Genomic DNA, 25,435 nt, shown 5'->3' with positions numbered 1-25,435 from the left:
GCAACCGGCTCAGACCGCCCGGCCGCGCAGCTCGCGGTAGCGGCGCACCAGCGCGGCGGTGGACGGGTCGGGCGCGTCGTCGGCGGGCCGCGCGGAGGTCAGCGCGGGCGCCAGGTCCTGCGCCATCACCTTGCCCAGCTCCACGCCCCACTGGTCGAACGAGTCGATGCCCCAGACCACGCCCTGCACGAACACCATGTGCTCGTACAGCGCGACGAGCTGGCCCAGCGTGCCGGGCGTCAGCTTCGGCACGAGGATGGTGCTGGTGGGGCGGTTGCCCGGCATGACCTTGTGCGGGACCACCGCGGCGGGCGTGCCCTCGGCGGCGATCTCCTCGGCGGTCTTGCCGAACGCCAGCGCCGAGGTCTGCGCCAGCAGGTTGGCGGTGAGCAGGTCGTGCATGCCCTGCCCGTCCTCGCCCGCGTCCTGGAACGGCTCGGCGAAGCCGATGAAGTCGGCCGGGACCAGCCGGGTGCCCTGGTGCAGCAGCTGGTAGAAGGCGTGCTGGCCGTTGGTGCCGGGCTCGCCCCAGAAGATCTCGCCGGTCTGCGCGATGACCGGCGCGCCGTCGGCGCGCACCGACTTGCCGTTGGACTCCATCGTGAGCTGCTGGAGGTAGGCGGGGAAGCGCGCCAGCCGCTGGCTGTAGGGCAGCACGGCGCGGGTCTGCGCGCCGAAGAAGTCGGTGTACCAGACGCCGAGCAGGCCCATCAGGACCGGCATGTTGGCCTCGAACGGCGCGGTGCGGAAGTGCTCGTCGAGGGTGTGGAACCCGGCGAGCATCTCGCGGAACCGCGCGTCGCCGACGGCGATCATCAGCGACAGGCCGATGGCGCCGTCGAAGGAGTAGCGGCCGCCGACCCAGTCCCAGAAGCCGAACATGTTGTCGGTGTCGATGCCGAAGTCGGCGACGCGCTCGGCGTTGGTGGACACCGCGACGAAGTGCCGCGAGACCGCCGCGTCGTCGCCGAGCCGCTCCACCAGCCACCGGCGCGCGACCTTGGCGTTGGTCAGCGTCTCCAGCGTGCCGAAGGTCTTGGAGCTGATGACGAACAATGTCTGCTCGGGGTCGAGGTCGCGCAGGGTGCCGGTGATGTCGGCCGGGTCGATGTTGGAGACGAACCGGGCCTCGATGCCCGCGCCGGGGAGGTCGGTCGGGGTCGGTTGGTCGGGGGGACTCGTGTAGTCGCGCAGCGCCTCGTAGGCCATGGCGGGGCCGAGGTCGGAGCCGCCGATGCCGATGTTCACCACCGTGCGGATCGGCTTGCCGGTGAAGCCGGTCCACTCCCCCGACCGCACGCGGTCGCTGAAGGCGGTCATCCGGTCCAGCACCTCGTGGACGTCGTGCGCCACGTCCTGGCCGTCCACCGTCAGTTCCGCGTCGCGCGGCAGGCGCAGCGCGGTGTGCAGCACGGCGCGGTCCTCGCTGACGTTGATGTGCTCCCCCGAGAACATCGCGTCGATGCGCTCGCGCAGCCCGGCGGCCTTCGCCAGCGCCGCCAGCAGGCCGATGGTCTCGCCGGTCACCCGGTGCTTGGAGTAGTCCAGGTACAGCTCGCCCGCCGTCACCGTCATCCGCTCGGCCCGGCCGGGGTCCGCCGCGAACAGCTCGCGGAGGTTGCGCCCGGCGACGCCCGCGTGGTGCGCCGACAGCGCGGACCACTCGGATGTCTCGGTGATATCAGCCATTTGCCCCTCATCTCCTCATGCGGCACATGCCTGCGGCGCCCCCGGGAAGTGCCGCCCGCCCCGCGATGATCCTAATTCGGCGCGTCGCCGCATGGTCGCCAACCCGCGAAGGCGTCGTCCTCTTCCCGGTCCCCCCAGGCACCCGGCCTTCTACCCAGGCGGAGCCGCTCGGAACGCGCCGGGGCGGGTGACGTAGGGTCATGTTCGTGACCGAACGTGACTTCTGGGTGGGGACCTACGGTCCGGGCATCTACCGGATGCGGCGCGGGGCCGACGGCGTGCTGGGCGCGCCGGAGCTGGCGGTGGAGGCGACGCGTGCCTCGTACCTGGCCGAGCATCCGGACGCGCCGATCCTGTACGCGGTCGGCGAGGAGCCCGAGGGCTCGCTGCTGACCTTCGCGGTCGAGCGCGGGGGACGCCTGCGCCCGCTGGACAGCCGGCCGGTCCCGGCCGACCCGTGCCATCTGGCGGTCCGGCCGGACGGCGGCACGCTGCTGGCCGCCTGCTACACGGCGGGCGCGGTCGCGGCGCAGGCCCTGGACGGCGACGGCGGGTTCGTCGGCGATCCGACGATCCTGTCCGGATCCGGCAGCGGCCCCAACGCCGAACGGCAGGAGGGACCGCACGCGCACTGCACGTTGTGGGCCCCCGACGGCACGGCGCTGAGCACCGACCTCGGCGCGGACCTGATCCGCGCGTACCGGTTGGAGGGCGACACGCCCCGGCAGGTCGCCGAGATCCCCGTCCCGGCCGGGTACGGGCCGCGCCACCTGGCGCTGCACCCCTCCGGCCACCTCTACCTGATCACCGAGCTGGAGCCGCGCCTGCTGGTGCTGACGCCCGGCGACTCCTACGCGGACCTGACGGTGACGGGCGAGTCGGCGGCGCTCGCGGACACCTCCGCGACGGGCGGCGAAAAGCTGGGCGCGGCCATCAAGATCGGGGACGGCGGCGGGTTCGTCTACACCTCCGTGCGCGGCGCCGACGCGGTGACCGCGCACCGGGTGCTGGACGGCGGGGCCGCGCTGGAGCCGGTCGCCGACGTGGACTGCGGCGGCCACTGGCCGCGCGATCTGCACGTGGACGGCCCGTGGCTGCATGTGGCCAACGAGCGCTCGGAGGACGTCACCTCGTTCCGGCTGGACGCCCGGACGGGTGTGCCCGCCCAGAACGGTCAGCCGGTGTCCGTGCCCACGCCGGTCTGCCTGATCGCCGCCCGCGACTGAGCGGCGGCGTCACCGGAACGTACACGGCCCGCTTCCCCGTGGATCATGGGGAAGCGGGCCGTGGCGATGGATGTCAGGCGACGGATGTCGGCCGATGGGCGTCAGGCGTCGCCGGGGACGTCCGAGGAGGCGTCGGCCACGCTCTTGCGGACCTCGTCCATGTCCAGCGCCCGCGCCTGGGACAGCAGGTCCTCCAGCACGTTCTCCGGCAGCGCGCCGGGCTGCGCGAACACCATCACGCCCTCGCGGATGATGGCCAGCGTGGGGATCGAGCTGATCTCGAACGCGGCGGCCAGCTCCTGCTCGGCCTCGGTGTCCACCTTGGCGAACACGATGTCCTCGTGCCGCTGGGACACCGTGTCGTAGACCGGTGCGAACTGGCGGCACGGACCGCACCACGACGCCCAGAAGTCGATCACGACCATGTCGTTGTCCGCCACCGTCGTGGGGAAGCTGTCCTTGGTCATTTCGATGGTCGCCATGCTCTGCTCTCCTCCTCGTCGGGCACCGTCGCCCGCATAACCGGAGTACCCGCGTCCGCATTCCTTGGAACGTTCCAGCAGCCGGGTGGGGGCGCGCGGCCACCGGGGCGGCGGGCGTCGGAACGCCGGGGCGTCCGGGACCGGCCAAAAAGCGAACGCGGTTCGGTCGCCGTCCTAGATTTGATGATCACAGTGACGCCGGAAAGGTCCTCCCCCATGACCGACACCAGCCCCTCCCCTGCCCCGCCCTTCGATCCCGCCGCGTTCAGCCCGTTCGACCCCGCCTTCCAGCAGGACCCGCACCCCGCCTACGCCGCGCTGCGCGGCACCGCGCCGGTGGCGCTGACGGCGGCGGGCATGTGGTTCGTGACCTCGCGCGCGCTGGCGTCGGAGGCGCTGGCCAGGCCGGAGGTGTTCTCCAGCCGGTTCGGGGTGCCGCAGAGCCCGGCGAGCGGCGCGACGCTGGCCCGCATCGAGGAGATCCAGGCGCGGGGCTGGCCGGAGGTGCCGACCATGCTGACCGAGGACCCGCCCGCGCAGACCCGGTACCGGCGGCTGGTGTCCAGGGCGTTCACCCGGCGCAGCGTGGGCGCGATGGAGCCGGAGATCCGCCGCATCGCCGCCGGGCTGGCCGGGGAGCTGGCGGCCGCGGGGACGGCCGACTTCGTCACCGGCTTCGCGGTGCCGCTGCCGGTGCGGGTGATCGGCCGGATGCTGGGCGTGCCGGAGGAGCGGCTGCCCGACGTCAAGCGCTGGTCCGACGACTTCGCCGTCACGATCGGCGCCGACACCCCCGACGAGCGGCGGATCGAGGCGGCCGAGGGCGTGCTGGAGTTCCAGCGCTACTTCGCCGGCCTGCTGGAGGAGCGGCGCGCCGAGCCGCGCGAGGACCTGGTGACCGGGCTGGTCCGGGCGCACCTGGGCGAGGACGAGACGCCGCTGTCCACCGCCGAGAACCTCAGCATCATCCAGCAGATCCTGGTGGCCGGGAACGAGACCACCACCAAGCTGCTGACGGGCCTGGCGCACCTGCTGGCCACCGAGCCGGAGCTGTGGAAGGCGCTGCGGGCCGACCCCGGTTACGCGGAGGGTCTGGCCGAGGAGGGGTTGCGGTTCCTGACGCCGGTGCAGGGCATGTTCCGCCTGGTCACGACGCCGACCGTGCTGGGCGGCGTGGAGCTGCCCGCCGGGGCGATGGTGGTGTTGTCCTATGCCGCCGCGAACCGGGACGGCGAGCACTTCGAGGCGCCGGAGGAGTTCCGGCCGGGCCGGTCGCGGGCCCGCGACCACCTGGCGTTCGGGTGGGGCGTCCACCACTGCCTGGGCGCGCCGCTGGCGCGGCTGGAGACGGTGGCGGCGCTCCAGGAGCTGGCGCGGGCCGTCACCTCGATCGAGCTGGCCGACCCGGCGGGCCTGGAGTACGAGCCGAGCTTCCTGCTGCGGGGCCTCAAGCGGCTGCCGGTGACCGTCGCCTGAGGTCAGCGGTGCCGCCGTGTCCGTTCCGGGGCGGTCCGCCGGTGTCGGCGGGCCGCCCCGGAGCGGGGCCGGGTCACTTGCTCGGCTCGGGCGTCTTGCAGGAGATCTTGGGGTTGAGACCCACGTAGTTGAGCGGCCCGGCGATGATCGTGACCAGGATGGTCCCCGCCTTGCTGCAGTTCTCCACCTCGCCGGTGTAGTAGCCGCGCTGGCCCGCGGCGATGCCGCCGATGACGAGCCAGATGATCAGCACCAGCGTTCCGATTCTCATGGGGCGGCCTTTCCGTTGACGGCGGTGTCCGGCTTGTCCCCTGAAAAAGCTTCGGAAAACGGCGCGCAGATCACGTCACGGTCACGCCCGGCCCGCCGTCCCGCCCGCTGACCTGGCTACCAGGCGAACGCCTCCGGGGCCGGTCCGGGCCCCGGAAAGATGCGATCCAGCTCGGCCAGGAACTCGGCGGACAGCTCCAGGTCGACCGCGCGCAGCGCCGAGTCGAACTGCTCCTTCACGCGCGGGCCGACGATGGGCGCGGTCACCTCGGGCCGGGTCAGCAGCCACGCCAGACCCACCTCGCCGGGCTCCAGGTCGTGCTTGGCGCACAGGTCCTCGTACTCCTGGACGGCGGCGCGTTTGGCGGGGTCGGCGAGCGCGTCGTCGGCGCCGGAGGTGCGGGTGTTGCCCTCGCGCCGCTTGCGCAGCACGCCGCCCAGCAGGCCGCCCGCCAGCGGCGACCACGGCAGCACGCCGAGCCCGTACGCCTCGGCGGCCGGCAGGACCTCCATCTCGGCGCGGCGCTCCATGAGGTTGTACAGGCACTGCTCGCTGACCAGGCCGAGCGAGCCCCGGCGGGCGGCGGTCTCGTTGGCGCGGGCGATGCTCCAGCCGGGGAAGTTGGACGAGCCGACGTACAGCACCTTGCCCTGCTGCACCAGCACGTCCATCGCCTGCCAGATCTCGTCCCAGGGCGTGGCCCGGTCGACGTGGTGGAACTGGTACAGGTCGATGTGGTCGGTGTTGAGCCGCTTGAGGGACGCCTCGGCGGCGCGGCGGATGTTGAGCGCCGACAGCTTGTCCTCGTTCGGCCAGGGCGCGCCGCCGGTGGTGGACATGCTGCCGTAGACCTTGGTGGCCAGCACGGTCTTCTCACGGCGGCCGCCGCCCTGCGCGAACCAGGTGCCGAGGATCTCCTCGGTGCGGCCCTTGTTCTCGCCCCACCCGTACACGTTGGCGGTGTCGAAGAAGTTGACGCCCGCGTCGAGGGCGGCGTCCATGATGGTGTGCGCGTCGGGTTCGGTGGTGTAGGGGCCGAAGTTCATGGTCCCGAGGACCAGGCGGCTGACTTTGAGACCGGTTCGTCCGAGTTGCGTGTACTTCATGCTCCCACCCAAGCACTCCGGGCGCGCGTCCGGTCAAGCCGGGTGGCGCGCCCGGAGTGTCGGGGGCGGGGTGCCGGTCAGTTCCGCTGCTGCGGGACCCGCCACGGGTTGTCGTCGCGCAGCGGCGGCGGCAGCAGGTCCTGCGGCCAGCCCTGGTAGGACACCGGGCGCAGGAACCGTTCGACGGCCGCGGTGCCGACCGAGGTGGTGGTCGGCGCGGTGGTGGCGGGGAACGGGCCGCCGTGCTGCATGGCGTGGGTGACCGAGACGCCGGTGGGCCACTGGTTCCACAGGACGCGGCCGCTGCGCGCGGCGAGCGCGGCGGCGAGATCGGCCAGGGCGCCGGTCTCGTCCGGCTCGGCGTGCAGAGAGGTGGTGAGCTGGCCGGGCAGGGCGGCGATCGCGGTGGTGACGTCGGCGAGGTCGTCGTAGACGACGACCAGGCCGAGCGGGCCGAAGCACTCCTGGGCGGCGGCGTCGCGGTCGGCCTTGAACGCCGCCAGGTCCATGACGAGCAGGCGCGGGGCCAGCGCGTCGTCGGGCCACACCGCGCGGCGCGCGCCCGGCAGGTCGCCGAGGGCGCGGGCGGTGTCGCGGTATCCGGCGGCGATGCGGTCGTTCAGCATCGGGGCGGGGCCGGTCGCGGCGACCGCGCCGGTGAGGCGGTCCACCAGGGCGGCGGGTGCGAACAGCAGGCCGGGGTTGGTGCAGAACTGGCCCGCGCCGAGGGTGAGCGAGCCCGCGTACCCGGCGGCGATCTCGTCGGGCCGGGCGGCGGCCGCGCCGGGGGTGACCACGACGGGGTTGACGCTGCCCAGCTCGCCGTAGAACGGGATGGGCTCGGGGCGTTCGGCGGCGATCCGGGCCAGGGCGAGGCCGCCGCGCTCCGAGCCGGTGAACGCTGCGGCGGCCAGCGCCGGGTGCTGAAGCGCCGCGACGCCTTCGGCCTCGCCCTCGATCAGCGCGAACACCCCGTCGGGCAGGACGCCGCGCACGATCTCGGCGGTGCGCCGCGACAGCCGGGGGTGGCCGGGGTGCGCCTTGAGCACCACGGGGCAGCCCGCCGCGAGCGCCGAGGCGGTGTCGCCGCCCGCGACGCTGAACGCGAAGGGGAAGTTGCTCGCGGCGAACACCAGGACGGGGCCGAGCGCGGTGCGGTAGCGGCGCAGGTCCGGGCGGGGGCCGGTGGGCCAGTCCGGGTCGGGCGCGTCGATGCGGACGTCCAGGAACGTGCCCGCGCGGGCCTGCTCGGCGAACAGGCCGAGCTGGAAGGTGGTGCGGGTCAGCTCACCGTTCAGCCGGGCGGGGCCGAGCCGGGTCTCGGCGTCGGCCAGCTCGACCAGCTCGGCGCGGGCGGCCTCCAGGGCGGCGGCGACGGCCTCCAGCGCGGCGGCACGGCCGGCGGGGGCGGTCGCCGCCCAGCCGGGCGCGGCCGCTACGGCGGCGTCCAGGACCGCGGACACCTCGGCCGGTGTCTCAGCGGGGGGCTGTGTCATGGCGTGCTTCCTTCGTCTGGAGCCGGACCGCTAGAGAACGAAGCCCTCGGGGAAGGGGTCGCTCGGGTCCAGCAGGTAGTTGGCGGTGCCGGTGATCCAGGCGCGGCCGGAGATCTCGGGGACGACGGCGGGCACGCCGCCGACCTCGGTGGCGCCGACCAGGCGGCCGGTGAAGCGGGTGCCGATGAACGACTCGTTGACGAACTCGGTGTCCAGCGGCAGCTCGCCGCGCGCGTGGAGCTGCGCCATCCGGGCGGAGGTGCCGGTGCCGCACGGCGAGCGGTCGAACCAGCCGGGGTGGATGGCCATCGCGTTGCGCGAGTGGCGCGCGTCGGAGCCGGGGGCCAGGAACTGCACGTGCTTGCAGCCGCCGATGAGCGGGTCCTCGGGGTGCTGTGGGCGGTCGGTCTCGTTGATGGCGGCCATGATGTCCAGGCCCGCCTTGAGGATGTCGTCCTTGCGGGCGCGGTCGAACGGCAGGCCGACGCTCTCGATGTCGACGATGGCGTAGAAGTTGCCGCCGTAGGCCATGTCGTAGCGGACCTCGCCCAGGCCGGGCACGTGGACCTTGGCGTCCAGCGCCGTCGCGAACGAGCCGACGTTGCGGAGGGTGACCTGCTCGGCGCGGCCGTCGCGGACGCGCACGCGGGCCTCCACCAGCCCGGCGGGCACGTCCAGGCGGACGACGGTCTCGGGCTCGGTCACCTCGACCATGCCGGTCTCCACCAGCACGGTCGCGACGCCGATGGTGCCGTGCCCGCACATCGGCAGGAACCCGCTGACCTCGATGTACAGCACGCCCCAGTCGGCGTCGGGCCGGGTCGGCGGCTGGAGGATCGCGCCGCTCATCGCGGCGTGGCCGCGCGGCTCGTCCACCAGAAAGCGGCGCAGGCCGTCCAGGTGCTCGACGGCGTACCGGCGGCGCTCGGCCATGGTCGCGCCGGGGACGGGCGCGACGCCGCCGGTCACGACCCGGGTCGGCATCCCCTCGGTGTGGGAGTCGACGGCGCTGATCGTGCGCAACGACCTCATGCGGCGAGCCCCTTCTCCAGCGCGGCGATCGCGCGCTCCATGTCGGCGGTGACGCCCGCGCGGTGCTCCTCGGTGAGCGGGCCGCGCGGCGGGCGGCACGGGCCGCCGTAGCGGCCGACCATCTCCATGCCGAGCTTGATGGCCTGCACGAACTCGGTGCGTGAGTCCCAGCGGAACGCCGCGACCAGCGGCTCGTACAGGGCGCGGGCCCCGGCGAGGTCACCGGCGAGCGCCAGCTCGTACAGCCGCGCCGACTCGGCGGGGAACACGTTGGGGAACCCGGCGAACCAGCCGGTCGCGCCCATCAGCAGCGCCTCCAGCGTCACGTCGTCGGCGCCCGCGACGACCTCCAGGCCGGGCGCCCGCTCCTTGATCTCCAGGACGCGGCGGACGTCGCCGGAGAACTCCTTGACCGCCACGACGTTGTCGATCTGCGCGATCTCGGCGAGCAGGCCGGGGGTGAGGTCCACCTTGGTGTCGATGGGGTTGTTGTAGACCATGACCGGCAGGCCGACCGACGCGACGGCCTCGAAGTGGGCGACGACCTCGCCGTGGTTGGCGCGGTACATCGTCGGGGGCAGGCAGAGCACGCCGTCCGCGCCGTCCTCGGCGGCGATCTCGGCCCAGTGCTTCGCCTGGTGCCAGCCGGGGCCGTGCACGCCGACGACCACGACGCCGTCGTCGCCGACGGCCTCCACGGCGGTGCGGGCGACGCGGCGGCGCTCCTCGTCGGTGAGCGAGGAGTACTCCCCGAGCGAGCCGTTGGGGCCGACGCCCCGGCAGCCGTTGTCGACCACCCAGCGGCAGTGCTCGGCGAACCGGTCGTAGTCCACGGCCAGCCCGGCGGGGGCGGAGGCGTCGCCGTAGTAAGGCAGGGCGGTCGCGACGATGACGCCGCCCAGACCAGTGACTTTCTCCTTGCTCATCAGAGGTTCTCCTTCGGGGGCCGGGCCAGTTCGCCGAGCCGGATCGGCTGGGCGACGGGACGGTGGTGGGGGGTCGCGGGGCGGTGTCCGCCTGCCGCGAGGTCGGGGGGCGGACTGCGGCGGGCCAGCAGCTCGGCGACGGAGGGGCCGCAGATCCGGGCCTGGCAGGGGCCGAGCCCGGCGCGGGTGCCGAGCTTGACGGCGCGGGCGGCGGCGGACGCCGGGGCGTCGGCGGCGCGGCACAGCGCGCCGTAGGTGGTCTCCTCGCACCGGCACACCACGGTCTCGGGGCGCAACCAGCCGGGCCAGCCGTCGCCGATCGGGTGGGCGGCGGCGAGGCGGGCGGCGAACGCGCGGGCCCGGTCGCGGCGGCGGCGGGCCGCGCGCGCCTCGGGGGCGGCGGCGTCGCCTCCCCCGGCGGCCCAGCCCGCCACCAGGCCCTCGACCCGCGCGGCGGGGGCTCCGGCGATGCCGGTGATCTCTCCGGCGGCGAGGACGGCGGGCGCGGTGGTGCGCTGGTCGCCGTCCACCTGGACGAAGCCCTCGCGCAGCGCGCATCCGGCGGCGAGGGGCAGTTCGAGTTGCGGGGTGAAACCGTGGCCGACGCAGACCGCGTCCACCGCGACGATCCGCTCGGTGCCGGACACCACCGACCAGTCGGCGCGCAACCGGGCGGTGACGACCTCCTCCACGCGGCCGTCGCCGCGCGCCTCGATCACGGCGCGGCCGGTCCGGTAGGGGACGCGGTGGCGGGCGAGCAGGGCGGTGTACTCGGCCAGCTCCCCCGCCTTCCCCGCCTGGGACGCCAGCTCCCACGGCCGCCTGCCCCAGCCGCGCAGCACGGTGGCGGCGGGGTTGGCCTCCAAGACCTCCAGCACGGTGGAGCCCGCCTCCAGGAGCGACGCGGCGACCGGCAGCAGGAACGGCCCGGCTCCGGCGACCACCACCCGGTCGCCGATCACGACGCGCTCGCCCTTGGCCAAGGCCTGGGCGGCTCCGGCGGTGAACACGCCCGGCAGGTCCCAGCCGGGGAACGGCAGGACGCGGTCGTGCGCGCCGGGGGCGAGCACGAGGGCGTCGGGGTCGAGGACGAGGCGTTCGCGGCCCGCGCCGTCGGCCGGGCCGCGCACCACGTGCACGCGCGGGGCCGTCTCGTCGCCGGGGCCGGGGCGTTCCAGCGACCACACCGACGACTCGGCCCACCAGGCGCAGCGCGGGTGCCCGAGGACGTGGCGGCGCAGCCGGTCGAAGGCCGCCCAGCCGTGGTGGAGGCGTTCGGGGCGCGCGGCCCGGTACTGCTCGGGCAACATCCGGTGGTACTGGCCGCCGGGCCGCTCGGCGGCGTCGACGAGGGTGACGCGGGCTCCGGCGCGCAGTGCGGCCGCCGCGGCGGCCAGTCCGGCGGGCCCCGCGCCGACGACGGCGACGTGCCGCCTCGTCCGGGCCGTCACCGGGCGTCCCCGGGCTCGCGCGACTGGGTCGTCACCACGTCGCCGTCGGCGGCGCGGCGGCGGCAGGCCCGCACGTCGCGCTCGCCGTTGACGGTGACCAGGCAGTCGAAGCACACGCCGATCCCGCAGAACACCCCGCGCGGCGCGCCGGACGGGCCCGCCCGCCAGGAGCGGCGGCCGGACGCCAGCAGCACGCCCGCGACGGTCTGGCCCGCGACGCCCGCCAGGGGCTCGCCGTTCACGGTGACGGTCAGGGGCGTGTCGTGCCGCCCGACGGGGTCGGCGTCGGCGCGCAGGAGTCTGGGGCTCACTGGTCGTCTCCTTCGAAGAGCACGGCGGGCCGGTCCACCCGGAACGGCGCGGGGTCGATCTGCGGTGCGCGGCCGGTGAGCAGGTCGGCCAGCAGCAGCGCGGTGCCGGGCGACAGGCCGATGCCCGCGCCCTCGTGGCCGCCCGCGTGCCACAGGCCGGGCAGGCGCGGGTCGGGGCCGATGACCGGCAGGTGGTCGGGCACGTAGGGGCGGAAGCCGCCGTAGGCGCGCATCACCGGGACGCCGGCGAGGCACGGGAACAACCGCAGCGCCTTGCGGGCGATGACCGACAGCACCTCCGGGCGCAGCCGGTCGTCGAAGCCGACGCGGCGGCGCGAGGAACCCAGCAGGATCGTCCCGGCGCGGGTGGACTCCACGACCGCCGACGCCTGGAGCTCCTCGGCGCCGCTGCCGACCGCGCCGACGTAGTCGGCGTCGTAGACCTTGTGGAAGACCAGCGGCGGTTGCGGCGTGGTGACCAGCACCTCGCCGCGCCGGGGCCGCACGTCCACCGGCGCGCCGAGGCGCGCGGCGACCTCGCCGGACCAGGGGCCGGTCGCGTTGACGAACGCGTCCGCCTCGATCGTCCCGGCGGAGGTGCGGACGGCGGTGAGGCGGCCGCCGGAGGTGACCGCGCCCAGGACCTCGCAGCCGGTGCGCAGCTCCGCGCCCGCGCGCAGCGCGCCGCCGAGCAGGAACGCCGCCGCGCCGGAGGGCTGCACCTGCGCGTCCTCGGGGTAGTGGACGGCGAGCGCGACGTCGCGGGTGACGTGCGGCTCGGCCTCGGCGAGCGCCGCCGCGTCCAGGGTGTCGGCGGTGATCCCGGCCGCGCGCTGGGAGTCGGCGAACCGGGCCAGCTCGCGGGCTCCGGCGTCGGTCGTGGCGACGACGATGCCGCCCTTAGCGTCCCACTCGACCGCGTCGGCGGGAGGGGCTTCGTGTTCGGCGAGGATCTCCGGCCAGAGCCGCCGCGACAGCCTGGCCAGCTCCAGTTCGGGGCCGGGGCCCTTGTCGGACACCAGCACATTGCCCTCGCCGTGCGCGGTGGTCGCGGCCGCCGGGCCGCCCCGGTCCAGGACGGTCACCGCCAGGCCCCTGCGGGCCAGCTCGCGCGCGCAGGCCGCGCCGACGATTCCGGCGCCCAGCACCACGACCCGCATCCGCACCTCCCGAACGTTCGGTTTACCGAACGAGTTGGAGGTTATGCCCCGGTTCCGAGCAGTGTCAATGCCCGGATGAGATCGGCGTCACCTCGCGTCGGCGAGGCACGGCGGGTGCGTGGGCGCCGAGTGAAGTCGCTGGTCGGAGCGGTACTGGAGCAGCAGCACCGAGCGCACCGGGCCGTCCAGCGCGGTGTAGGAGTGCGGCAGCAGCGCGTCGAAGCCGACGTAGTCGCCGGGGCCGAGCTCCACCTCCCGGCCGTCGACCCGAACGCCGAGCCGGCCCGCCTGGACGACGGTGTGCTCGGTGCCGACGTGGCCGAGCGAATCCTGCCGCGAGTCGGCGCGAACCCGCTGGTCGTAGACCTCGAAGACCGCGTCGCCGGACTCGATGCCGCGCAGCGGGCGCAGGTCCACCCCCTGCCCGCGCAGCACCTCGACGTCGGCGGCGCGCACCACCGTCAGCCCCGAGGTGCGCGGCGGGTCCAGCAGGTCGGAGATGGGGACCTCCAGGACGCGCGACAGGCTGAAGACGGTCTCGATGGTGGGGTTGCCCGCGCCCGCCTCCAGCTGCGACAACGTCGCCTTGCCGATCTTGGAGCGGCGGGACAGCTCCGACAGCGACAACCCCCGGCCGGTGCGGACGCGCCGCAGGTTGGCCGCCAGCATGTCCCGCACCGACTCGCCTGGAGCGCCCACGCGCGACCCCCTCGTCCTCGCCGCCGCCCGGCCGGGGCCGGGCACCGCCCACGTTCGTTTTACCGAACGATTATAGGGCGGGCCCCTGTGACGCGCGCCGCCGAGGCGTACGGGCCGGGGACCTTGACTTATGTAAAACCGACCTGAATTATAGGAAATATGCCGCACGTCGCCCTGGTCGTCCGGCGCGTGGTCGATCTCATGCGCCTGGACAGCGCCCTCTGTTACAGCGCCCTCTGTCACTGACCCGTCCCGCCGCCTGAGCACTCCTTCTCCCGCTCGCCCGGCGGAACCGCGCGGTCCGACCGCGCCCTCCCCTCTCCCCATCCCCCGGATCATCGGCCCCGCCCTGCCTGCGTGCCGCCGTTCCACCCCACCCTGAAGGGCCACATCACCATGTCCAGATTCCGTCCACGCCTGCGCCTGGCGGCCGCCGCCACCGCCACCGCCCTGCTCGGCCTCACCGCCGCCGCCTGCGGCGGGTCCGCCGAAGCGGGCGGCTCCGGCGGCGGTTCCGGCGTCGTCCTGAAGCTCAAGGACCCCGGCAACGAGGGCCCGCTCGCCTACGCCAAGCGCGAGGGCATCCTGGAGAAGCGGCTCAAGTCCGTGGGCGCGCGGGTGGAGTGGGGCGGTTCCTACGCCTCGTTCACCGCCACCATCGACGCCGTGCGCTCCGGCTCGGTGAACGTGCTGGAAGGCGCGATCTCCCCCGCGCTCGGCTACCTGGCCAACAGCCGCAACATCAAGATCTTCTCGTTCACCGACCCGGTCACCGGCGCGGACGCGCCCCGCGAGGACGGCCTGGTCGTCCCGGCGGGCAGCCCGGTGAAGTCGGTGCGGGACCTGGTCGGCAAGCAGGTCGCGGTGAACAAGGGCGGGCGCGGCGAGTACCTGCTGCTGCTCGCCCTGGAGAAGGAGGGCGTGCCCGTCGACAAGGTCAAGCGCGTCTACCTCAACCCGGTGCAGGGCGCGTCGGCGTTCGCCACGGGCAAGGTGGACGCGTGGTGGGCCATCGTCCAGGCGTATCCCGAGGTGGTCGCCAAGGGCGCGCGGACGCTGGTGACCAGCCGCGACCTGCCCGACAAGGACCTCAACATCTGGGCGGCCCGCAACGAGCTGCTCGACCGCAACCCCAAGGCGGTGCAGGCCTTCCTGGACGTGCTGCGCGAGCTGACCGAGCAGGAGAAGCGCGACCCGGCCAAGTTCCAGAACGTCTTCCTCCAGAAGGGCCCGTCGGCGGTGTCGGGACCGCGCCTGGCCGACAACATCGCCAAGGCGCGGGTCCAGAACGTCCCGCGCAACGCGGGCGGTGACGACGGCCAGTACGTGTCGGCGGTCAGCGGCGTGTTCCGCAAGCACGGCGTGCTGCCCGTGGACATCCGGCCCCAGGACGTCATCTTCGACCTGCGGACGGCCAAGCCGTGACGCTGGAGAAGGTGCCCCCGGCACCCCCCGACGGGACCGTCGCGAAAGACGCCGCCCCTGAGGAGACCGGGGCCGCGGACCTGCGGACGCCCGCGTGGATCGGGACGCGCCGCCGCCACCCGCTCACCTCGCTGGCGGTGCGCGCCAGCGTCCCGGCGCTGCTGGTCGCGGTCTGGTGGTACGGGTCGGCGAACGGCCGCATCTCCCCCGACGTGCTCGCCGGGCCGGGCGCGGTGCTCGGCGCGTTCGAGGAGCTGGTCGGCACCGGGCAGCTCGCCGACTACCTGCTGGCCTCCGGGCGGCGCGCGCTGCTCGGCGTGCTGGCCGGGGCCGGGCTCGGGCTGCTGCTCGGCATCGCCGCCGGGTTGTCGGCGCTCGGCGAGGAGCTGATCGACCCGACCCTCCAGATGAAGCGCGCGGTGCCGTTCCTGGCGCTGGTGCCGCTGTTCATCTCCTGGTTCGGCGTCGGCGAGACCTTCAAGATCGTGCTGATCGCGGTGGCGACGGTCGCCCCGATGTACGCCTACACCTACCTCGGCGTGCGCGGCGTGGACCGCAAGGTGGTCGAGGCGGCGCGCGGGTTCGGGCTGCGCGGCGCGCGGCTGGCCGCGCAGGTGGTGGTGCCGAGCGCGCTGCCGAGCATCCTGATGGCGCTGCGCATCAGCCTGTCGGTGTCGCTGACCGGCCTCATCGCCGCCGAGCAGATCGGCGCGACCGAGGGCATCGGCTACCTGGTGACGCTCGCCCAGCAGTACTACCGCAACGACTACATGGTGTTGTGCATCGTCATCTACGCGCTGCTCGGCCTGGCCATCGACCTGGCCATCCGGGGCGTGGAGCGGCTGGCGATGCCCTGGCAGCGGCAGGTGAGGGCCCGATGAGCGCGCCCGCCGGTGAGGTGGCCGTGCGCGTGCGCGGGCTGCGCAAGGCGTTCGGGGACAAGGTGGTCCTGGACGGGATCGATCTGGAGATCCGCCGTGGCGAGTTCTTCGCGCTGCTCGGTCCGAGCGGCACCGGGAAGACCACGCTGCTGCGGGTGCTGGCGGGCCTGGAGCGGCCCGACTCCGGCACCGTCCTGACGTCGGCGCGCCGCACCACCGTCTACCAGGAACCCCGGCTGGTGCAGTCGCGGCGCGTCCTCGCCAACGTGACGCTCGGCCTGCCGCGCTCGGCTCGCGACGCCGGGCGGCGCGCGCTCGCCGAGGTCGGGCTGGCGGGCCACGAGCGGGCCTGGCCCGCCACCCTGTCGGGCGGCGAGGCGCAGCGCGCGGCGCTGGCCCGCGCGCTGGTCCGCGACCCGCAGGTGCTGCTGCTGGACGAGCCGTTCGCCGCTCTGGACGCCCTCACCCGCCTCCAGACGCAGGACCTGGTCGCCGAGCTGTGCGCGCGGCACCGCCCCGCGGTGGTGCTGGTCACCCACGACGTGGACGAGGCGCTGCGGCTCGCCGACCGCGTCGTGGTGCTGCGCGACGGCGCGTTCGCCAGCGACCAGACCATCGACCTGCCACGGCCCCGCGACCGCGACGACCCCGCCGCGGTGGACCTGCGCCGTTCCCTGCTGTCCGATCTCGGCGTCACGCCCGTCCCCGCGCTGACGCCCCGCACCGAGGAGTACTGAGGAGTCACGTGACCTCCGTAGACAAGATCTGGTTCACCCGCTGCCCGGTGCCCACCGCGAGCGGGCTGGCGCACAACCTCGGCTGGCTGGCCGAGGAGTTCGGCGGCGCCGGCCTCGACGTCGGCGTCCTCCAGGACGCCGGGCCCGAGCTGGCTCTGCACCACTTCGACCACGAGCTGCTCGGCCTGTTCCGCGAGGGCGGCAACGTCCCCGCGCTGGCCGCCCGCTCGGCCGGCGCGCCGACCCGGCTGATCGGCCTCACCTGGATCGAGGAGTGGCAGTCCATCCTGGTCCGCCCCGATTCGGGCATCACCGGCGCGGCCGGGCTGCGCGGCGCGCGGGTCGCGCTGCCGGGCTGGGCCGCGACCCGCGCGCAGAGCTTCCCGCGCGCGATGGCGCTGCACGGCGTCAAGGGCGCGCTCGCCCAGGGCGGCCTCACCCTCGACGACGTGACGTTCGTGGAGGTGGCCGCCGACCCGTCCCCCTCGGTCGGGCGCGGCGCGGACCGCCGGTCGCGGCCGTGGCCGGGGCTGGAGGAGCTGGCCGCCGGGACGGTGGACGCGGTCTACGTCAAGGGCGCGCGCTCGGCCGACCAGGCCCGCGAACTGGGCCTGGTCGTGGCGGTGGACCTGGACGCCCACCCCGACCCGCGCACCCGCGTCAACAACGGCACGCCCCGCCCGATCACCGTGCACGAACGGCTGCTGGAGGAGCGGCCCGACCTGGTGACGGCGTTCCTGGCGCAGACGTTGCGCGCCGCCGACTGGGCCGCCGGTCACCTGGCCGAGGTCCGCGAGATCCTCGCCCGGGAGACCGGCTCGCAAGCGGCAGGCGTCACCACCGCCTACCGGGGCGACTTCCACCGCTCCCTGCACCCCGACCTGTCGGACGAGCGGCTGGACCTGCTGCGCGTCCAGAAGGACTTCCTGCTCGTGCACGGCTTCCTGGACGCCGACGTGGACCTGGACGCCTGGGTCGCGCACGAGCCCCTGCGACTGGCCCGCGAACGCCTCACCCTGGGGGTCCCGGCATGAGCACTCCCGAGTTCCACCTCGTGCTGCCCACGCGCGGCGGACCCGCCCCCGCGCCGCTGCCGTCGTTCGTCACCGACCTGCGGCCCGGCGCGTTCGGGCCGCTGGAGCACCTGGCCGAGATCGGCCGCGCCGCCGACGTCGCCGGTTTCCACGGCGTGCTGACGCCGTTCGACCCGGGCGGCGAAGAGTCCCTGGTCGTGACGGCGGGCCTGCTGCGGCAGAACCGGTGGCTGCGCGGCATCGCCGGGTTCCACCCGGGCATCGCCACCCCCGTCTACGCGGCCAAGGTGTCGGCGTCGTTGCAGCGGTTCTCCGGCGACCGGCTCGACTGGCGCCTGACGGTCGACCTGGACCCGGCGGTCGCGCGGTCGCAGGGCGACTTCCTGGAGGGCGCCGACCGGTACGTGCGCGCCGACGAGTTCCTCACCATCGCCAAGGGCGTGTGGCACGAGGAGGACTATACCTACGAGGGCCGGTACTTCCAGGTGCTGGCCGGGGGCTTCCAGGGGCCGCTGGCGGGCCGCGCCTTCCCGCGCGTCCTGCTGTCGGGCACCTCCACCGAGGCGCTGGAGTTGTCGGCCGAGCACGCCGACGTGCACCTGTTCGGCCTCGGCGACGACCTCGACGCCGGGATCGCGGAGCTGTCCGAACTGTCCGTCGGGCGCGGCCCGACGCCCGCCTTCGGGCTGCGGCTGCCGGTGCTGGTCCGCGAGGACCGGGCGGAGGCGGAGGCCGAGGCCCGCAGGCGCGGTGACGACGCGCCCGCCGGGCTGTTCGGCTCCTACGGCGAGGTCGCCGACACGATCCGCGCCCACCTGTCCCGCGGCGTCACCGTCTTCGTCCTGGAGGCCGAGCCGGGCGTCGAGGAGACCTACCGGCTGGGCGAGCACCTGCTGCCCTTGTTCACCGAGGAGTACACGCATGCCGATTGACATCTACTGGCGGATCGGCACCCACGGCGACCAGTCCTCGCTGCGCCGCCGCGAGACCAGCCGGGGCGACTGGACGCCGCTCGCGCCGGGCGGCATCACCCCCGGCGTGCGCGGCGGCCGCCCGGACGGCTACACCCACCTGGACCACATGGCCGACGTGGCGCGGGCGTCGGAGCTGTCGGGCTTCGTCGGCGGGCTGCTGCCGTCGTTCCCGTTCACCGACGACCCGTGGGCGGCGGCCGCGAGCCTGGCCCGGGAGACCACCACCTACCGGTTCATGATCGCCTACCAGCCGGGCTTCCTGCACCCGGTGCAGGCGGCGCGGATGTCGGCCACCCTCCAGCGCGCCACCGGCGGCCGCACGGTCTACAACGTCATCTCCGGCGGCGGCGGTCCCCCGCAGCTGTGGTGGGGCGACAAGGTGGACCACGACGACCGGTACGCCCGCACCTCGGAGTTCCTGGACGTGCTGAAGGGCGTCTGGGACGGCGGCCCGTTCGACTACGACGGCCGCTTCTACCGGGTGGCGGGCGCGGGCCTGCCCGAGCCGCTGGCCGGGCAGCCGTTCCCGGAGATCTACTTCTCCGGGTCCTCGCCCGCCGCGATCGCCGCCGCCGGGCGGCACGCCGACTACTACCTGTCCTGGCTGGAGCCGTTCGAGGCGCTGGCGGCCAAGTTCGCGCAGGTCCGCGAGCACACCGAGGCCATCGGGCGGTCGCCGAAATTCGCGGTGCGCATCGACGTGCTGGCCCGCGAGACCGAGCAGGCGGCCTGGGCCGAGATCGAGCGCGGCTGGCGGCACGTCGACCCGGCCGCGCTGCGCGGTCCCGAGGCGAGCGGCGACTCGGTCGGCTGGCTGCGCGGCCAGTCGTTCGTGAACTGGCCGGTGTCGCGCCCCCGCGACCTGGAGGCGGCCCCCAACGTGTGGGGCGGCTTCCACCTGCTGCGCGGCGGGCCCGCGTTCGGCCTGGTCGGCAGCTACGAGCAGGTCGCCGCCCGGCTGGACGAGCTGATCGCGCTCGGCGTGGACTCCTTCGTCCTGGCGGGCGTCCCGCACCTGGAGGAGGCGCACCGCGTCGGCGAGCACGTCCTGCCCCTGCTCCGCCACCACGACCTCCGCGACCACTCGCCCCTCGCCGCCCCCTCTCTCGCCACCCCCTCTCTCACCGCTGTGAAAGGAACCGTCTGATGTCGATCCGCGTGGGCTTCTTCCCGCACAACAACTCGCTGTGGGTGCTGCGGCACCGGGGCGTCCTGGAGCGCTCCCTGCCCGACGTGGAGTGGGTGGACCTGCGCTCCCTCCCCGAGGGTGAGCGGCCCGGCCCGGCCGAGGGGCTGCCGTCGCTGCACGGCGACCACCTGTTCGACAGCGGCTACGACTTCATCGGCACCGGCTCCACGCCGCCGGTGACCGCGCAGGCCAAGGGCCACGACATCGTCTACGTGGCGATCTCGGGCTCCCGGCACGAGAACGGCCGGCTGGTCGTGCGCGCCGACTCCGGCATCGAGACGCCCGCCGACCTCAAGGGAAAGCGGGTGGCGCTCGGGCACGGATCGTGGCAGACCACGCTGCTGCTGTTCGCGCTCGACGAGGCCGGGCTGACCTGGAGCGACATCGAGCCGGTGGACGTCGGCGCGGACGCCGCCCAGAAGTTCCTGGACGGCGAGGTCGACGCCTGGACCGGCTCCTACCCGGCGCTCACCCACGTCGAGGAGCAGGCCGAGCTGCGCACCCTGATCAAGACCGACGGGCTGTTCAGCCACCGGTCGTTGTGGTTCACCCGCCGCGACTTCGCCGAGAAGCACCCCGAGGAGCTGGCGGCCATCGTCGGCGCGCTCCAGGAGTCCGACGAGTGGATCGCGCAGAACCCGCGCGAGGCGGCCGAGCTGTTCGCCGCCGACGACGGCGGGGACCTCGACGCCTGGGAGCACGCGCTGCGCTCGCGGCCGTTCGGGCTGCGGCCGGTGAGCGAGGAGTTCGTCGCCGAGCAGCAGCGCGCGGCCGACCTGTTCCACGCCAACGGGCTGGTGGACCGGAAGATCACCGTGGCCGACGCGGTGCTGCCGGACCTGGCGAAGGTCGTGGCGGCGACCCTGCGGTGAGCCGGGGGCGGGCGGCCGCGCGTCCGGGACCGCGCCGACCGTCCGCCCCCTTTCCCTCATTGTGGAATGAAGCGTTCCGTTCTGCTATAGTAGAACCGAACGTTCCGTTCCGGACTGATGAGGAGAACGCTCATGACCTTCCTGGTGACGGGTGCCACGGGTACGGTCGGCCGCCACGTCGTGGCGGAGCTGCTGCGGCTGGGGCAGGACGTGCGGGCGCTCACCCGCGACCCCGCCAAGGCGGACCTCCCGGCGGGCGTCGAGGTCGTGGGCGGCGACCTGGCCGACCCCGCGACGCTGACGGAGGCGTTCGCGGGCGTGACCGGCGTCCACCTGATCAACTTCGCGGGCGACGCCTACGGCGCGTTGGAGTCGGGCGCGGAGCTGGTGCGGCTCGCCGTCGCGAGCGGCGTGCGCCGGGTGACGGTGCTCGGCGGGCGCGACCAGGGCCCGCTGGAGGACGCGCTCGGGGCGAGCGGCCTGGAGTGGACGATGCTGGCCCCCACCGAGTTCATGAGCAACACGCGGCAGTGGTGGGCCGGGAGCGTGCGCGCCGAGGGCGTGGTGCGCGAGCCGTTCGGCGGGCGGCGCAGCGCGATGGTCCACGAGGCCGACATCGGCGCGGTCGCGGCGGCGCTGCTGGTCAACGGCGGGCGGCACGGCGAGGAGATCGTGCTGACCGGACCGGAGGCGATCACCACCACCGCCAAGGTGCGCCTCCTCGCCGAGGCGGTCGGGCGCGAGATCGAGTACGTCGAGCTGACCGAGGAGCAAGCGCGCGCCAGGTGGGCGGCCGACGGGATGCCCGCCGAGCTGATCGAGTTCCTGGTGGAGGCGCTCGGCAACACCCCCGAGATCGGCTACACCGTGACGACGGCGGTCGAGGACGTCACCGGGCGCCCGGCGCGCACGTTCGCGCAGTGGGCGGCCGAGAACGCCGCCGACTTCCGCCCGGCGGCCTGACCCGCCGCCCGTGCCCGGCCCCCTCGGGCCGGGCACGGGTGTCCCGGCTGCACGACACCGGTTCAGACGCAGCACCAGGTGAACAGGTGCTCACCGTTCTGCTTGGCCCGCCGTGCCAGCGTCACCAGCTCGGTGATGATCTCCACCAGCTCCCCGGGGTCGGTGTCGCGCCCGAACTCCTCGATGCCGGCCCAGCGCTCGGCGAGTTCGGGGAACCGCGCCTCGTCGGCCCCGGCGAGGCCGTCGCGCGCCGCGTCGCCGAGCACCTCCACGGTGACACCGGTGTTCCAGGGCGAGTCGTCGGGCAACTCCTCGGCCTCCCGCTCGGAGGCCGGCGGCGACTGCGGCCACACCAGCTCGCTGGACATCAGGTCCACGTCCCAGGGCACCTCCAGGATGAACGCCAGCAGCTGGCCGACCGTCACTGTGGAGTCCATCCCCTTGGCCTCCACCGCGTCGGCCCCGCGCATGGTGGGCGCGGCGGGAACGCCGGGGTCCTCGGGGTCGTCCAGCAGCCGCAACGCCTCGGCCGCGTCGGGCGCGCGGAAGTACTCGAACGGAAAGCCCATCGTCTTCTCCTTCGGTAGGAACCGCCGGACACGCTAGAGCCCCCGGCCGCTCGACGGGCGTTTTACCGCATAGCCGCCCGATTACCCACCGGGTAATCGTTTTGCCGTGCTCCGGCTTCTAGCGTCGTCGTTGTCAGCACCACGCACTTCTTCCCGGAAGGGGAACGCCGATGACCGCGATCCTGTCCACCACCGACGCCCGTACCGCGCTCAAGCTCGTGTTGCGCCTGGACGCGGTGGTCACCGGCGTGAACGGCGCGGCCTATCTGGCGCTGGCCGGACCGCTGTCGGACCTGCTCGGCCTGCCCGCCGGGCCCGGCCGCGCGATCGGCGCCTTCCTGCTGCTGTACGCGGCGGCGGTGTGGGCGGTCTCGGTCCCGGCCCGGCCGAACCGGTGGGCGGTCACCGCCCTGGCCGAGGGCAACGCGGTGTGGGCGGTGCTCAGCGTCGTGGCGGTCGTGACCGGCTGGTTGTCGCTCAACACCGTGGGGAGCGTGTGGGCGGTCATGCAGGCGGGCGTGGTCGCCGCCTTCGCCGCCGCGCAGTTCATCATGCTGCGCCGCAGCCGTTGAACGTTCACGAAGACGGAGCCGGGAGGGACGCCCCCTCCCGGCTCCTTCCGTGTCAGGCGGTCGCGGCCAGGTCGTGCGCGGCGGCCACGATCGCGTCGGCGTCGATCCCGGCCAGGCGCAGTTCCTGCTCGGGGGTGGCCGAGCCGGGCATGTGCCGCACGGCGAGACGGGTGACGCGCGGCGCGGGGCGGCCGTCGGCGAAGGCGTCCATCACCGCGTCGCCCAGGCCGCCCTCGGGCCAGTGGTCCTCGACGGTGACGAACCGGCCGGTGCGGTCGGCGGCCTCGCGCAGCGTCGCGGCGTCCACCGGCTTGACCGAGTACAGGTCGATGACGCGCGCGGGCGTCCCGGCGGCGGCCAGCCGGTCGGCGGCCGCCAGCGCCTCGTGCACGGTGGTCCCGGCCGCGACGATGGTGACCTGGTCGTCGGCGGAGGAGCGCAGCACGCGGCTGCCGCCGATGACGAACTCCTCGTCCGGCCCGTAGATCACCGGCGTCTTGCCGCGGGCGGTGCGCAGGTAGCGCACGCCCTCGGCGTCGGCCATGGCGGCGACCAGGCGCGCGGCCTGGTTGGCGTCGCACGGGCACAACACGGTGCTGCCGTGCACGGCGCGGAACGCCGCCAGGTCCTCCAGCCCCATCTGCGACGGCCCGTCCTCGCCGATCGCGACCCCGGCGTGCGAGCCGACCAGGTTGATGCCGGCGCGGCTGACGGCGGCCATGCGCACGAAGTCGTAGGCGCGGGTGAGGAACGCCGCGAACGTCGAGACGTAGGGCGTCCAGCCGCGCGCCTGCATCCCGACGGCGGCGGCGACGAGCTGCTGCTCGGCGATGTAGGTCTCGAAGAAGCGGTCGGGGTGTTCCTTGGCGAAGAACTCGGCGCGCGTGGAGTCGCTGACCTCGCCGTCGAGCGCGACCACGTCGGGGCGGGCGGCGCCGAGCGCGGCCAGCGCCTCGCCGTAGGCGTTGCGGGTGGCGACCTCGTCGCCGACCTCGTAGCGGGGCAGCTCGGCCTGGCGCGGCTCGTCGCGCCGTTCGGGCGGGTCGAAGTCGGGGCGGGCGATCCGCACGCGGACGTCGCGGCGGCCGCCGAGTTCGGCGACGGCCTGCTCGGCGTCAGGCAGCGGCTTGCCGTGCGCGCCCTCCTGGTCCTCCACGGCGGCCACCCCCCGGCCCTTGCGGGTGCGGGCGACGACGGCGGTGGGCCGTCCCGTGGTCGCGGCGGCCTCGCGGTAGGCGGCGTCGACGGCGGCGACGTCGTGGCCGTCGACCTCGATCGTGTGCCAGCCGAACGCGCCGAGCCGCCGGGCGTACGCGCCGGTGTCGCCGCCGTGCCGGGTGGGGCCGCGCTGGCCCAGCCGGTTCACGTCGATGATCGCGGTGAGGTTGTCCAGGCCCTCGTGCGCGGCGTGCTCGACGGCCTCCCAGATGGAGCCCTCGGCCATCTCGCTGTCGCCGCACAACACCCAGACGCGCGCCGGGGACCGGTCCAGGCGGCGCGCGGCGAGCGCCATGCCGACGCCGACCGGCAGGCCCTGGCCGAGCGAGCCGGTGGCGACCTTCACCCACGGCAGCCGGGGCGTGGGGTGGCCTTCCAGGCGGCTGCCCTCCTTGCGGAAGGTGAGCAGTTCCTCGTCGGTGACGAGTCCGGCGGCGGCGTAGAGCGCGTACAGCAGCGGCGAGGCGTGCCCCTTGGAGAAGACCAGCTCGTCGTTGCCGGGCGCGGCGGGCCGGTCGGGGTCCCAGCGCAGGTGCCCCGCCGCCAGGACGGCGACCAGGTCGGCCGCCGACATCGAGGAGGTGGGGTGCCCGGACCCGGCGGCGTCGGCGGCGCGGACGGCGTCCACCCGCAGCCGCTGCCCCAGCTCGCCCAGCTCGTTCAGACGGTCGTGTTCCATGATCCTTTCCCCTCGCGCGGGTACGGCGGACCGTCCGCCCCTACCCGGGGCGCGCGAAGGGATGCCCCGTACGGCGGATCGTCCGGCGGGCCGGTCAGTGGGCCGGTCAGTGGGTGTGGTCGGCGGCGGCCGCGCCGGGGTTGTCGAGGAGCCACTCGACGCGCTTGCGGTCGTCCTCGCCCAGCGGCCGGTACACGACCATGCGGACGCCCCGCGCCGAGGCGACGTCGAACGCGGTGGCGCGGGTCGCCACCTCCCCCACCGCAGCGTGCCGGAACACCTTGTCCCGCGACCCGGGCTCGGCGACGTCCTGAGTGGCCCACAACCGCGCGAACTCCGGGCTGGCCGCGCGCAGCCGCCGCACGAAGTCGTCCCAGCCCGGCTCGTCCATGTGGCGGCTGTAGCGCTGGCGGAACGAGGCGACGAACACCGCCCCCTCGTTGTCGAGGTCGACGATCGGGTTGCAGCAGGGCGGCACCGTGAAGGCCATCCACATCGTGTTGCGCTCGGCGGCCGGCGCGTTCACCAGGTGCGGGAACAGGGCGGCGTACGCCCGGTTCCAGGCCAGCACGTCCGAGCGGGCGTTGCTGACGGCGGCCGGGAGCGGGTCCAGCCCGGCCAGGACCTCGCGCAGGTCCGGGGCCTCCGACAGCAGGCAGGAGACCGGGTCGGACGGCTCGTCCAGCGGGACGCCGGCCAGCCGGAACAGGTGGGCGCGCTCGGCGGCGTCCAGCCGCAACGTGCGGGCGACCGCCTCCAGCACCTGCGGGCTCGCGTTGATGGGGCGGCCCTGCTCCAGCCAGGTGTACCAGGTGATCCCGACCCCGGCGAGCTGGGCGACCTCCTCGCGGCGCAACCCCGGCGTGCGGCGGCGCGGGGCCGGGGGCAGCCCCACGTCCTCGGGGGTGATGCGGGCGCGGCGGCTGCGCAGGAACGCCGCCAGCTCGGGGCGGCGGCGCCCCCGGGAGGCGGGCGCGCGGGGGTCCGACATGATGGT

General features: G+C 74.5%; 25 protein-coding genes. 11 read left to right on the top strand and 14 right to left on the bottom strand.

Features of this window, described 5'->3' with window-relative positions:
• Positions 1 to 9 precede the first annotated feature (9 nt).
• Entirely contained in the window at positions 10 to 1,689 is a 1,680-nt protein-coding gene (gene pgi / locus AH6_RS01050; RefSeq protein ID WP_067471846.1) for a glucose-6-phosphate isomerase, read from the bottom strand.
• A gap of 206 nt (positions 1,690 to 1,895) precedes the next feature.
• On the opposite strand from pgi, the gene AH6_RS01045 reads away from it, so the two are divergent.
• Positions 1,896 to 2,915, top strand: coding sequence for a lactonase family protein (locus tag AH6_RS01045; RefSeq protein ID WP_067472010.1), 1,020 nt, complete (start codon positions 1,896 to 1,898; stop codon positions 2,913 to 2,915).
• A gap of 101 nt (positions 2,916 to 3,016) precedes the next feature.
• On the opposite strand, the gene trxA is transcribed toward AH6_RS01045, so the two are convergent.
• Complete coding sequence (trxA, locus tag AH6_RS01040; protein ID WP_067471843.1) at positions 3,017 to 3,397, bottom strand: thioredoxin; 381 nt, start codon at positions 3,395 to 3,397, stop codon at positions 3,017 to 3,019.
• 216 nt (positions 3,398 to 3,613) lie between these two features.
• Here trxA and AH6_RS01035 point away from each other — a divergent pair, with 216 nt between their 5' ends.
• On the top strand, positions 3,614 to 4,873 hold the full coding sequence (locus tag AH6_RS01035) for a cytochrome P450 (protein ID WP_067471840.1): 1,260 nt from the start codon (positions 3,614 to 3,616) through the stop codon (positions 4,871 to 4,873).
• A gap of 73 nt (positions 4,874 to 4,946) precedes the next feature.
• Here AH6_RS01035 and AH6_RS01030 read toward each other — a convergent pair whose 3' ends face one another.
• From AH6_RS01030 to AH6_RS00990, 9 genes are all read right to left on the bottom strand, one after another.
• Positions 4,947 to 5,144, bottom strand: coding sequence for a hypothetical protein (locus AH6_RS01030; protein WP_067471837.1), 198 nt, complete (start codon positions 5,142 to 5,144; stop codon positions 4,947 to 4,949).
• 116 nt (positions 5,145 to 5,260) lie between these two features.
• The gene (locus tag AH6_RS01025) at positions 5,261 to 6,250 is read right to left on the bottom strand and encodes an aldo/keto reductase (RefSeq protein ID WP_067471834.1); all 990 of its coding nucleotides are present in this window, start codon (positions 6,248 to 6,250) and stop codon (positions 5,261 to 5,263) included.
• 77 nt (positions 6,251 to 6,327) lie between these two features.
• Positions 6,328 to 7,746 (bottom strand): aldehyde dehydrogenase (NADP(+)), encoded by a 1,419-nt coding sequence (locus AH6_RS01020; RefSeq protein WP_067471831.1) that lies wholly within the window; start codon positions 7,744 to 7,746, stop codon positions 6,328 to 6,330.
• A gap of 30 nt (positions 7,747 to 7,776) precedes the next feature.
• Positions 7,777 to 8,778 (bottom strand): proline racemase family protein, encoded by a 1,002-nt coding sequence (locus tag AH6_RS01015; RefSeq protein ID WP_067471828.1) that lies wholly within the window; start codon positions 8,776 to 8,778, stop codon positions 7,777 to 7,779.
• Positions 8,775 to 9,704 (bottom strand): dihydrodipicolinate synthase family protein, encoded by a 930-nt coding sequence (locus AH6_RS01010; RefSeq protein ID WP_067471825.1) that lies wholly within the window; start codon positions 9,702 to 9,704, stop codon positions 8,775 to 8,777. The genes AH6_RS01015 and AH6_RS01010 overlap by 4 nt, the downstream gene beginning before the upstream one ends.
• Positions 9,704 to 11,155: an FAD-dependent oxidoreductase gene (locus AH6_RS01005; RefSeq protein ID WP_067471822.1), complete on the bottom strand. Its 1,452-nt coding sequence runs from the start codon at positions 11,153 to 11,155 to the stop codon at positions 9,704 to 9,706. The genes AH6_RS01010 and AH6_RS01005 overlap by 1 nt, the downstream gene beginning before the upstream one ends.
• Complete coding sequence (locus AH6_RS01000; RefSeq protein ID WP_067471819.1) at positions 11,152 to 11,466, bottom strand: (2Fe-2S)-binding protein; 315 nt, start codon at positions 11,464 to 11,466, stop codon at positions 11,152 to 11,154. Before AH6_RS01000 ends, AH6_RS01005 begins: the two co-directional genes overlap by 4 nt.
• Positions 11,463 to 12,626: an NAD(P)/FAD-dependent oxidoreductase gene (locus AH6_RS00995; RefSeq protein ID WP_067471815.1), complete on the bottom strand. Its 1,164-nt coding sequence runs from the start codon at positions 12,624 to 12,626 to the stop codon at positions 11,463 to 11,465. The genes AH6_RS01000 and AH6_RS00995 overlap by 4 nt, the downstream gene beginning before the upstream one ends.
• Positions 12,627 to 12,713: 87 nt before the next feature.
• Positions 12,714 to 13,325 (bottom strand): helix-turn-helix domain-containing protein, encoded by a 612-nt coding sequence (locus tag AH6_RS00990; protein ID WP_245679104.1) that lies wholly within the window; start codon positions 13,323 to 13,325, stop codon positions 12,714 to 12,716.
• Positions 13,326 to 13,721: 396 nt separating this feature from the next.
• On the opposite strand from AH6_RS00990, the gene AH6_RS00985 reads away from it, so the two are divergent.
• The 8 genes from AH6_RS00985 (at position 13,722) to AH6_RS00950 (ending at position 21,400) form a co-directional block, all read left to right on the top strand.
• Positions 13,722 to 14,750, top strand: coding sequence for an NrtA/SsuA/CpmA family ABC transporter substrate-binding protein (locus AH6_RS00985; RefSeq protein ID WP_067472003.1), 1,029 nt, complete (start codon positions 13,722 to 13,724; stop codon positions 14,748 to 14,750).
• Positions 14,747 to 15,631: an ABC transporter permease gene (locus AH6_RS00980; RefSeq protein ID WP_083982090.1), complete on the top strand. Its 885-nt coding sequence runs from the start codon at positions 14,747 to 14,749 to the stop codon at positions 15,629 to 15,631. Before AH6_RS00985 ends, AH6_RS00980 begins: the two co-directional genes overlap by 4 nt.
• Entirely contained in the window at positions 15,628 to 16,368 is a 741-nt protein-coding gene (locus AH6_RS00975; RefSeq protein WP_067471812.1) for an ABC transporter ATP-binding protein, read from the top strand. Before AH6_RS00980 ends, AH6_RS00975 begins: the two co-directional genes overlap by 4 nt.
• Positions 16,369 to 16,376: 8 nt before the next feature.
• Complete coding sequence (locus AH6_RS00970) at positions 16,377 to 17,402, top strand: ABC transporter substrate-binding protein (RefSeq protein ID WP_067471809.1); 1,026 nt, start codon at positions 16,377 to 16,379, stop codon at positions 17,400 to 17,402.
• Complete coding sequence (locus tag AH6_RS00965; protein WP_067471806.1) at positions 17,399 to 18,334, top strand: LLM class flavin-dependent oxidoreductase; 936 nt, start codon at positions 17,399 to 17,401, stop codon at positions 18,332 to 18,334. The genes AH6_RS00970 and AH6_RS00965 overlap by 4 nt, the downstream gene beginning before the upstream one ends.
• On the top strand, positions 18,324 to 19,523 hold the full coding sequence (locus AH6_RS00960) for an LLM class flavin-dependent oxidoreductase (RefSeq protein ID WP_067471803.1): 1,200 nt from the start codon (positions 18,324 to 18,326) through the stop codon (positions 19,521 to 19,523). Before AH6_RS00965 ends, AH6_RS00960 begins: the two co-directional genes overlap by 11 nt.
• Positions 19,523 to 20,437 carry an ABC transporter substrate-binding protein gene (locus AH6_RS00955; protein WP_067471801.1) on the top strand — a complete coding sequence of 305 codons (915 nt, stop codon included), beginning with the start codon at positions 19,523 to 19,525 and terminating at the stop codon, positions 20,435 to 20,437. The genes AH6_RS00960 and AH6_RS00955 overlap by 1 nt, the downstream gene beginning before the upstream one ends.
• A 132-nt stretch (positions 20,438 to 20,569) precedes the next feature.
• Positions 20,570 to 21,400 (top strand): NmrA family NAD(P)-binding protein, encoded by an 831-nt coding sequence (locus tag AH6_RS00950; RefSeq protein WP_067471798.1) that lies wholly within the window; start codon positions 20,570 to 20,572, stop codon positions 21,398 to 21,400.
• 62 nt (positions 21,401 to 21,462) lie between these two features.
• On the opposite strand, the gene AH6_RS00945 is transcribed toward AH6_RS00950, so the two are convergent.
• The gene (locus tag AH6_RS00945) at positions 21,463 to 21,969 is read right to left on the bottom strand and encodes a hypothetical protein (RefSeq protein ID WP_067471795.1); all 507 of its coding nucleotides are present in this window, start codon (positions 21,967 to 21,969) and stop codon (positions 21,463 to 21,465) included.
• Positions 21,970 to 22,139: 170 nt separating this feature from the next.
• Here AH6_RS00945 and AH6_RS00940 point away from each other — a divergent pair, with 170 nt between their 5' ends.
• A complete protein-coding gene (locus tag AH6_RS00940; protein ID WP_067471792.1) occupies positions 22,140 to 22,541 on the top strand; it encodes a hypothetical protein in 402 nt (133 codons plus the stop codon).
• A 52-nt stretch (positions 22,542 to 22,593) separates the two neighbouring features.
• On the opposite strand, the gene AH6_RS00935 is transcribed toward AH6_RS00940, so the two are convergent.
• On the bottom strand, positions 22,594 to 24,438 hold the full coding sequence (locus AH6_RS00935; RefSeq protein WP_067471790.1) for a transketolase: 1,845 nt from the start codon (positions 24,436 to 24,438) through the stop codon (positions 22,594 to 22,596).
• Positions 24,439 to 24,544: 106 nt separating this feature from the next.
• Entirely contained in the window at positions 24,545 to 25,429 is an 885-nt protein-coding gene (locus AH6_RS00930) for a helix-turn-helix transcriptional regulator (RefSeq protein WP_067471996.1), read from the bottom strand.
• Positions 25,430 to 25,435 lie beyond the last annotated feature (6 nt).

Origin of the sequence: Actinomadura hibisca NBRC 15177 (assembly GCF_001552635.1) — a bacterium.
In the GTDB taxonomy this organism is placed as follows: Bacteria; Actinomycetota; Actinomycetes; order Streptosporangiales; family Streptosporangiaceae; genus Spirillospora; species Spirillospora hibisca.
This window is presented reverse-complemented; position numbering and strand designations above follow the sequence as displayed.

Excerpts from the sequence above, each read along its gene's own strand:
- pgi (WP_067471846.1), bottom strand. The coding sequence starts at position 1,689 with ATGGCTGATATCACCGAGACATCCGAGTGGTCCGCGCTGTCGGCGCAC.
- trxA (WP_067471843.1), bottom strand. The coding sequence starts at position 3,397 with ATGGCGACCATCGAAATGACCAAGGACAGCTTCCCCACGACGGTGGCG.
- AH6_RS01035 (WP_067471840.1), top strand. The coding sequence starts at position 3,614 with ATGACCGACACCAGCCCCTCCCCTGCCCCGCCCTTCGATCCCGCCGCG.
- AH6_RS01030 (WP_067471837.1), bottom strand. The coding sequence starts at position 5,144 with ATGAGAATCGGAACGCTGGTGCTGATCATCTGGCTCGTCATCGGCGGC.
- AH6_RS01025 (WP_067471834.1), bottom strand. The coding sequence starts at position 6,250 with ATGAAGTACACGCAACTCGGACGAACCGGTCTCAAAGTCAGCCGCCTG.
- AH6_RS01020 (WP_067471831.1), bottom strand. The coding sequence starts at position 7,746 with ATGACACAGCCCCCCGCTGAGACACCGGCCGAGGTGTCCGCGGTCCTG.
- AH6_RS01015 (WP_067471828.1), bottom strand. The coding sequence starts at position 8,778 with ATGAGGTCGTTGCGCACGATCAGCGCCGTCGACTCCCACACCGAGGGG.
- AH6_RS01010 (WP_067471825.1), bottom strand. The coding sequence starts at position 9,704 with ATGAGCAAGGAGAAAGTCACTGGTCTGGGCGGCGTCATCGTCGCGACC.
- AH6_RS00995 (WP_067471815.1), bottom strand. The coding sequence starts at position 12,626 with ATGCGGGTCGTGGTGCTGGGCGCCGGAATCGTCGGCGCGGCCTGCGCG.
- AH6_RS00985 (WP_067472003.1), top strand. The coding sequence starts at position 13,722 with ATGTCCAGATTCCGTCCACGCCTGCGCCTGGCGGCCGCCGCCACCGCC.
- AH6_RS00975 (WP_067471812.1), top strand. The coding sequence starts at position 15,628 with ATGAGCGCGCCCGCCGGTGAGGTGGCCGTGCGCGTGCGCGGGCTGCGC.
- AH6_RS00965 (WP_067471806.1), top strand. The coding sequence starts at position 17,399 with ATGAGCACTCCCGAGTTCCACCTCGTGCTGCCCACGCGCGGCGGACCC.
- AH6_RS00960 (WP_067471803.1), top strand. The coding sequence starts at position 18,324 with ATGCCGATTGACATCTACTGGCGGATCGGCACCCACGGCGACCAGTCC.
- AH6_RS00955 (WP_067471801.1), top strand. The coding sequence starts at position 19,523 with ATGTCGATCCGCGTGGGCTTCTTCCCGCACAACAACTCGCTGTGGGTG.
- AH6_RS00950 (WP_067471798.1), top strand. The coding sequence starts at position 20,570 with ATGACCTTCCTGGTGACGGGTGCCACGGGTACGGTCGGCCGCCACGTC.
- AH6_RS00945 (WP_067471795.1), bottom strand. The coding sequence starts at position 21,969 with ATGGGCTTTCCGTTCGAGTACTTCCGCGCGCCCGACGCGGCCGAGGCG.
- AH6_RS00940 (WP_067471792.1), top strand. The coding sequence starts at position 22,140 with ATGACCGCGATCCTGTCCACCACCGACGCCCGTACCGCGCTCAAGCTC.
- AH6_RS00935 (WP_067471790.1), bottom strand. The coding sequence starts at position 24,438 with ATGGAACACGACCGTCTGAACGAGCTGGGCGAGCTGGGGCAGCGGCTG.
- AH6_RS00930 (WP_067471996.1), bottom strand. The coding sequence starts at position 25,429 with ATGTCGGACCCCCGCGCGCCCGCCTCCCGGGGGCGCCGCCGCCCCGAG.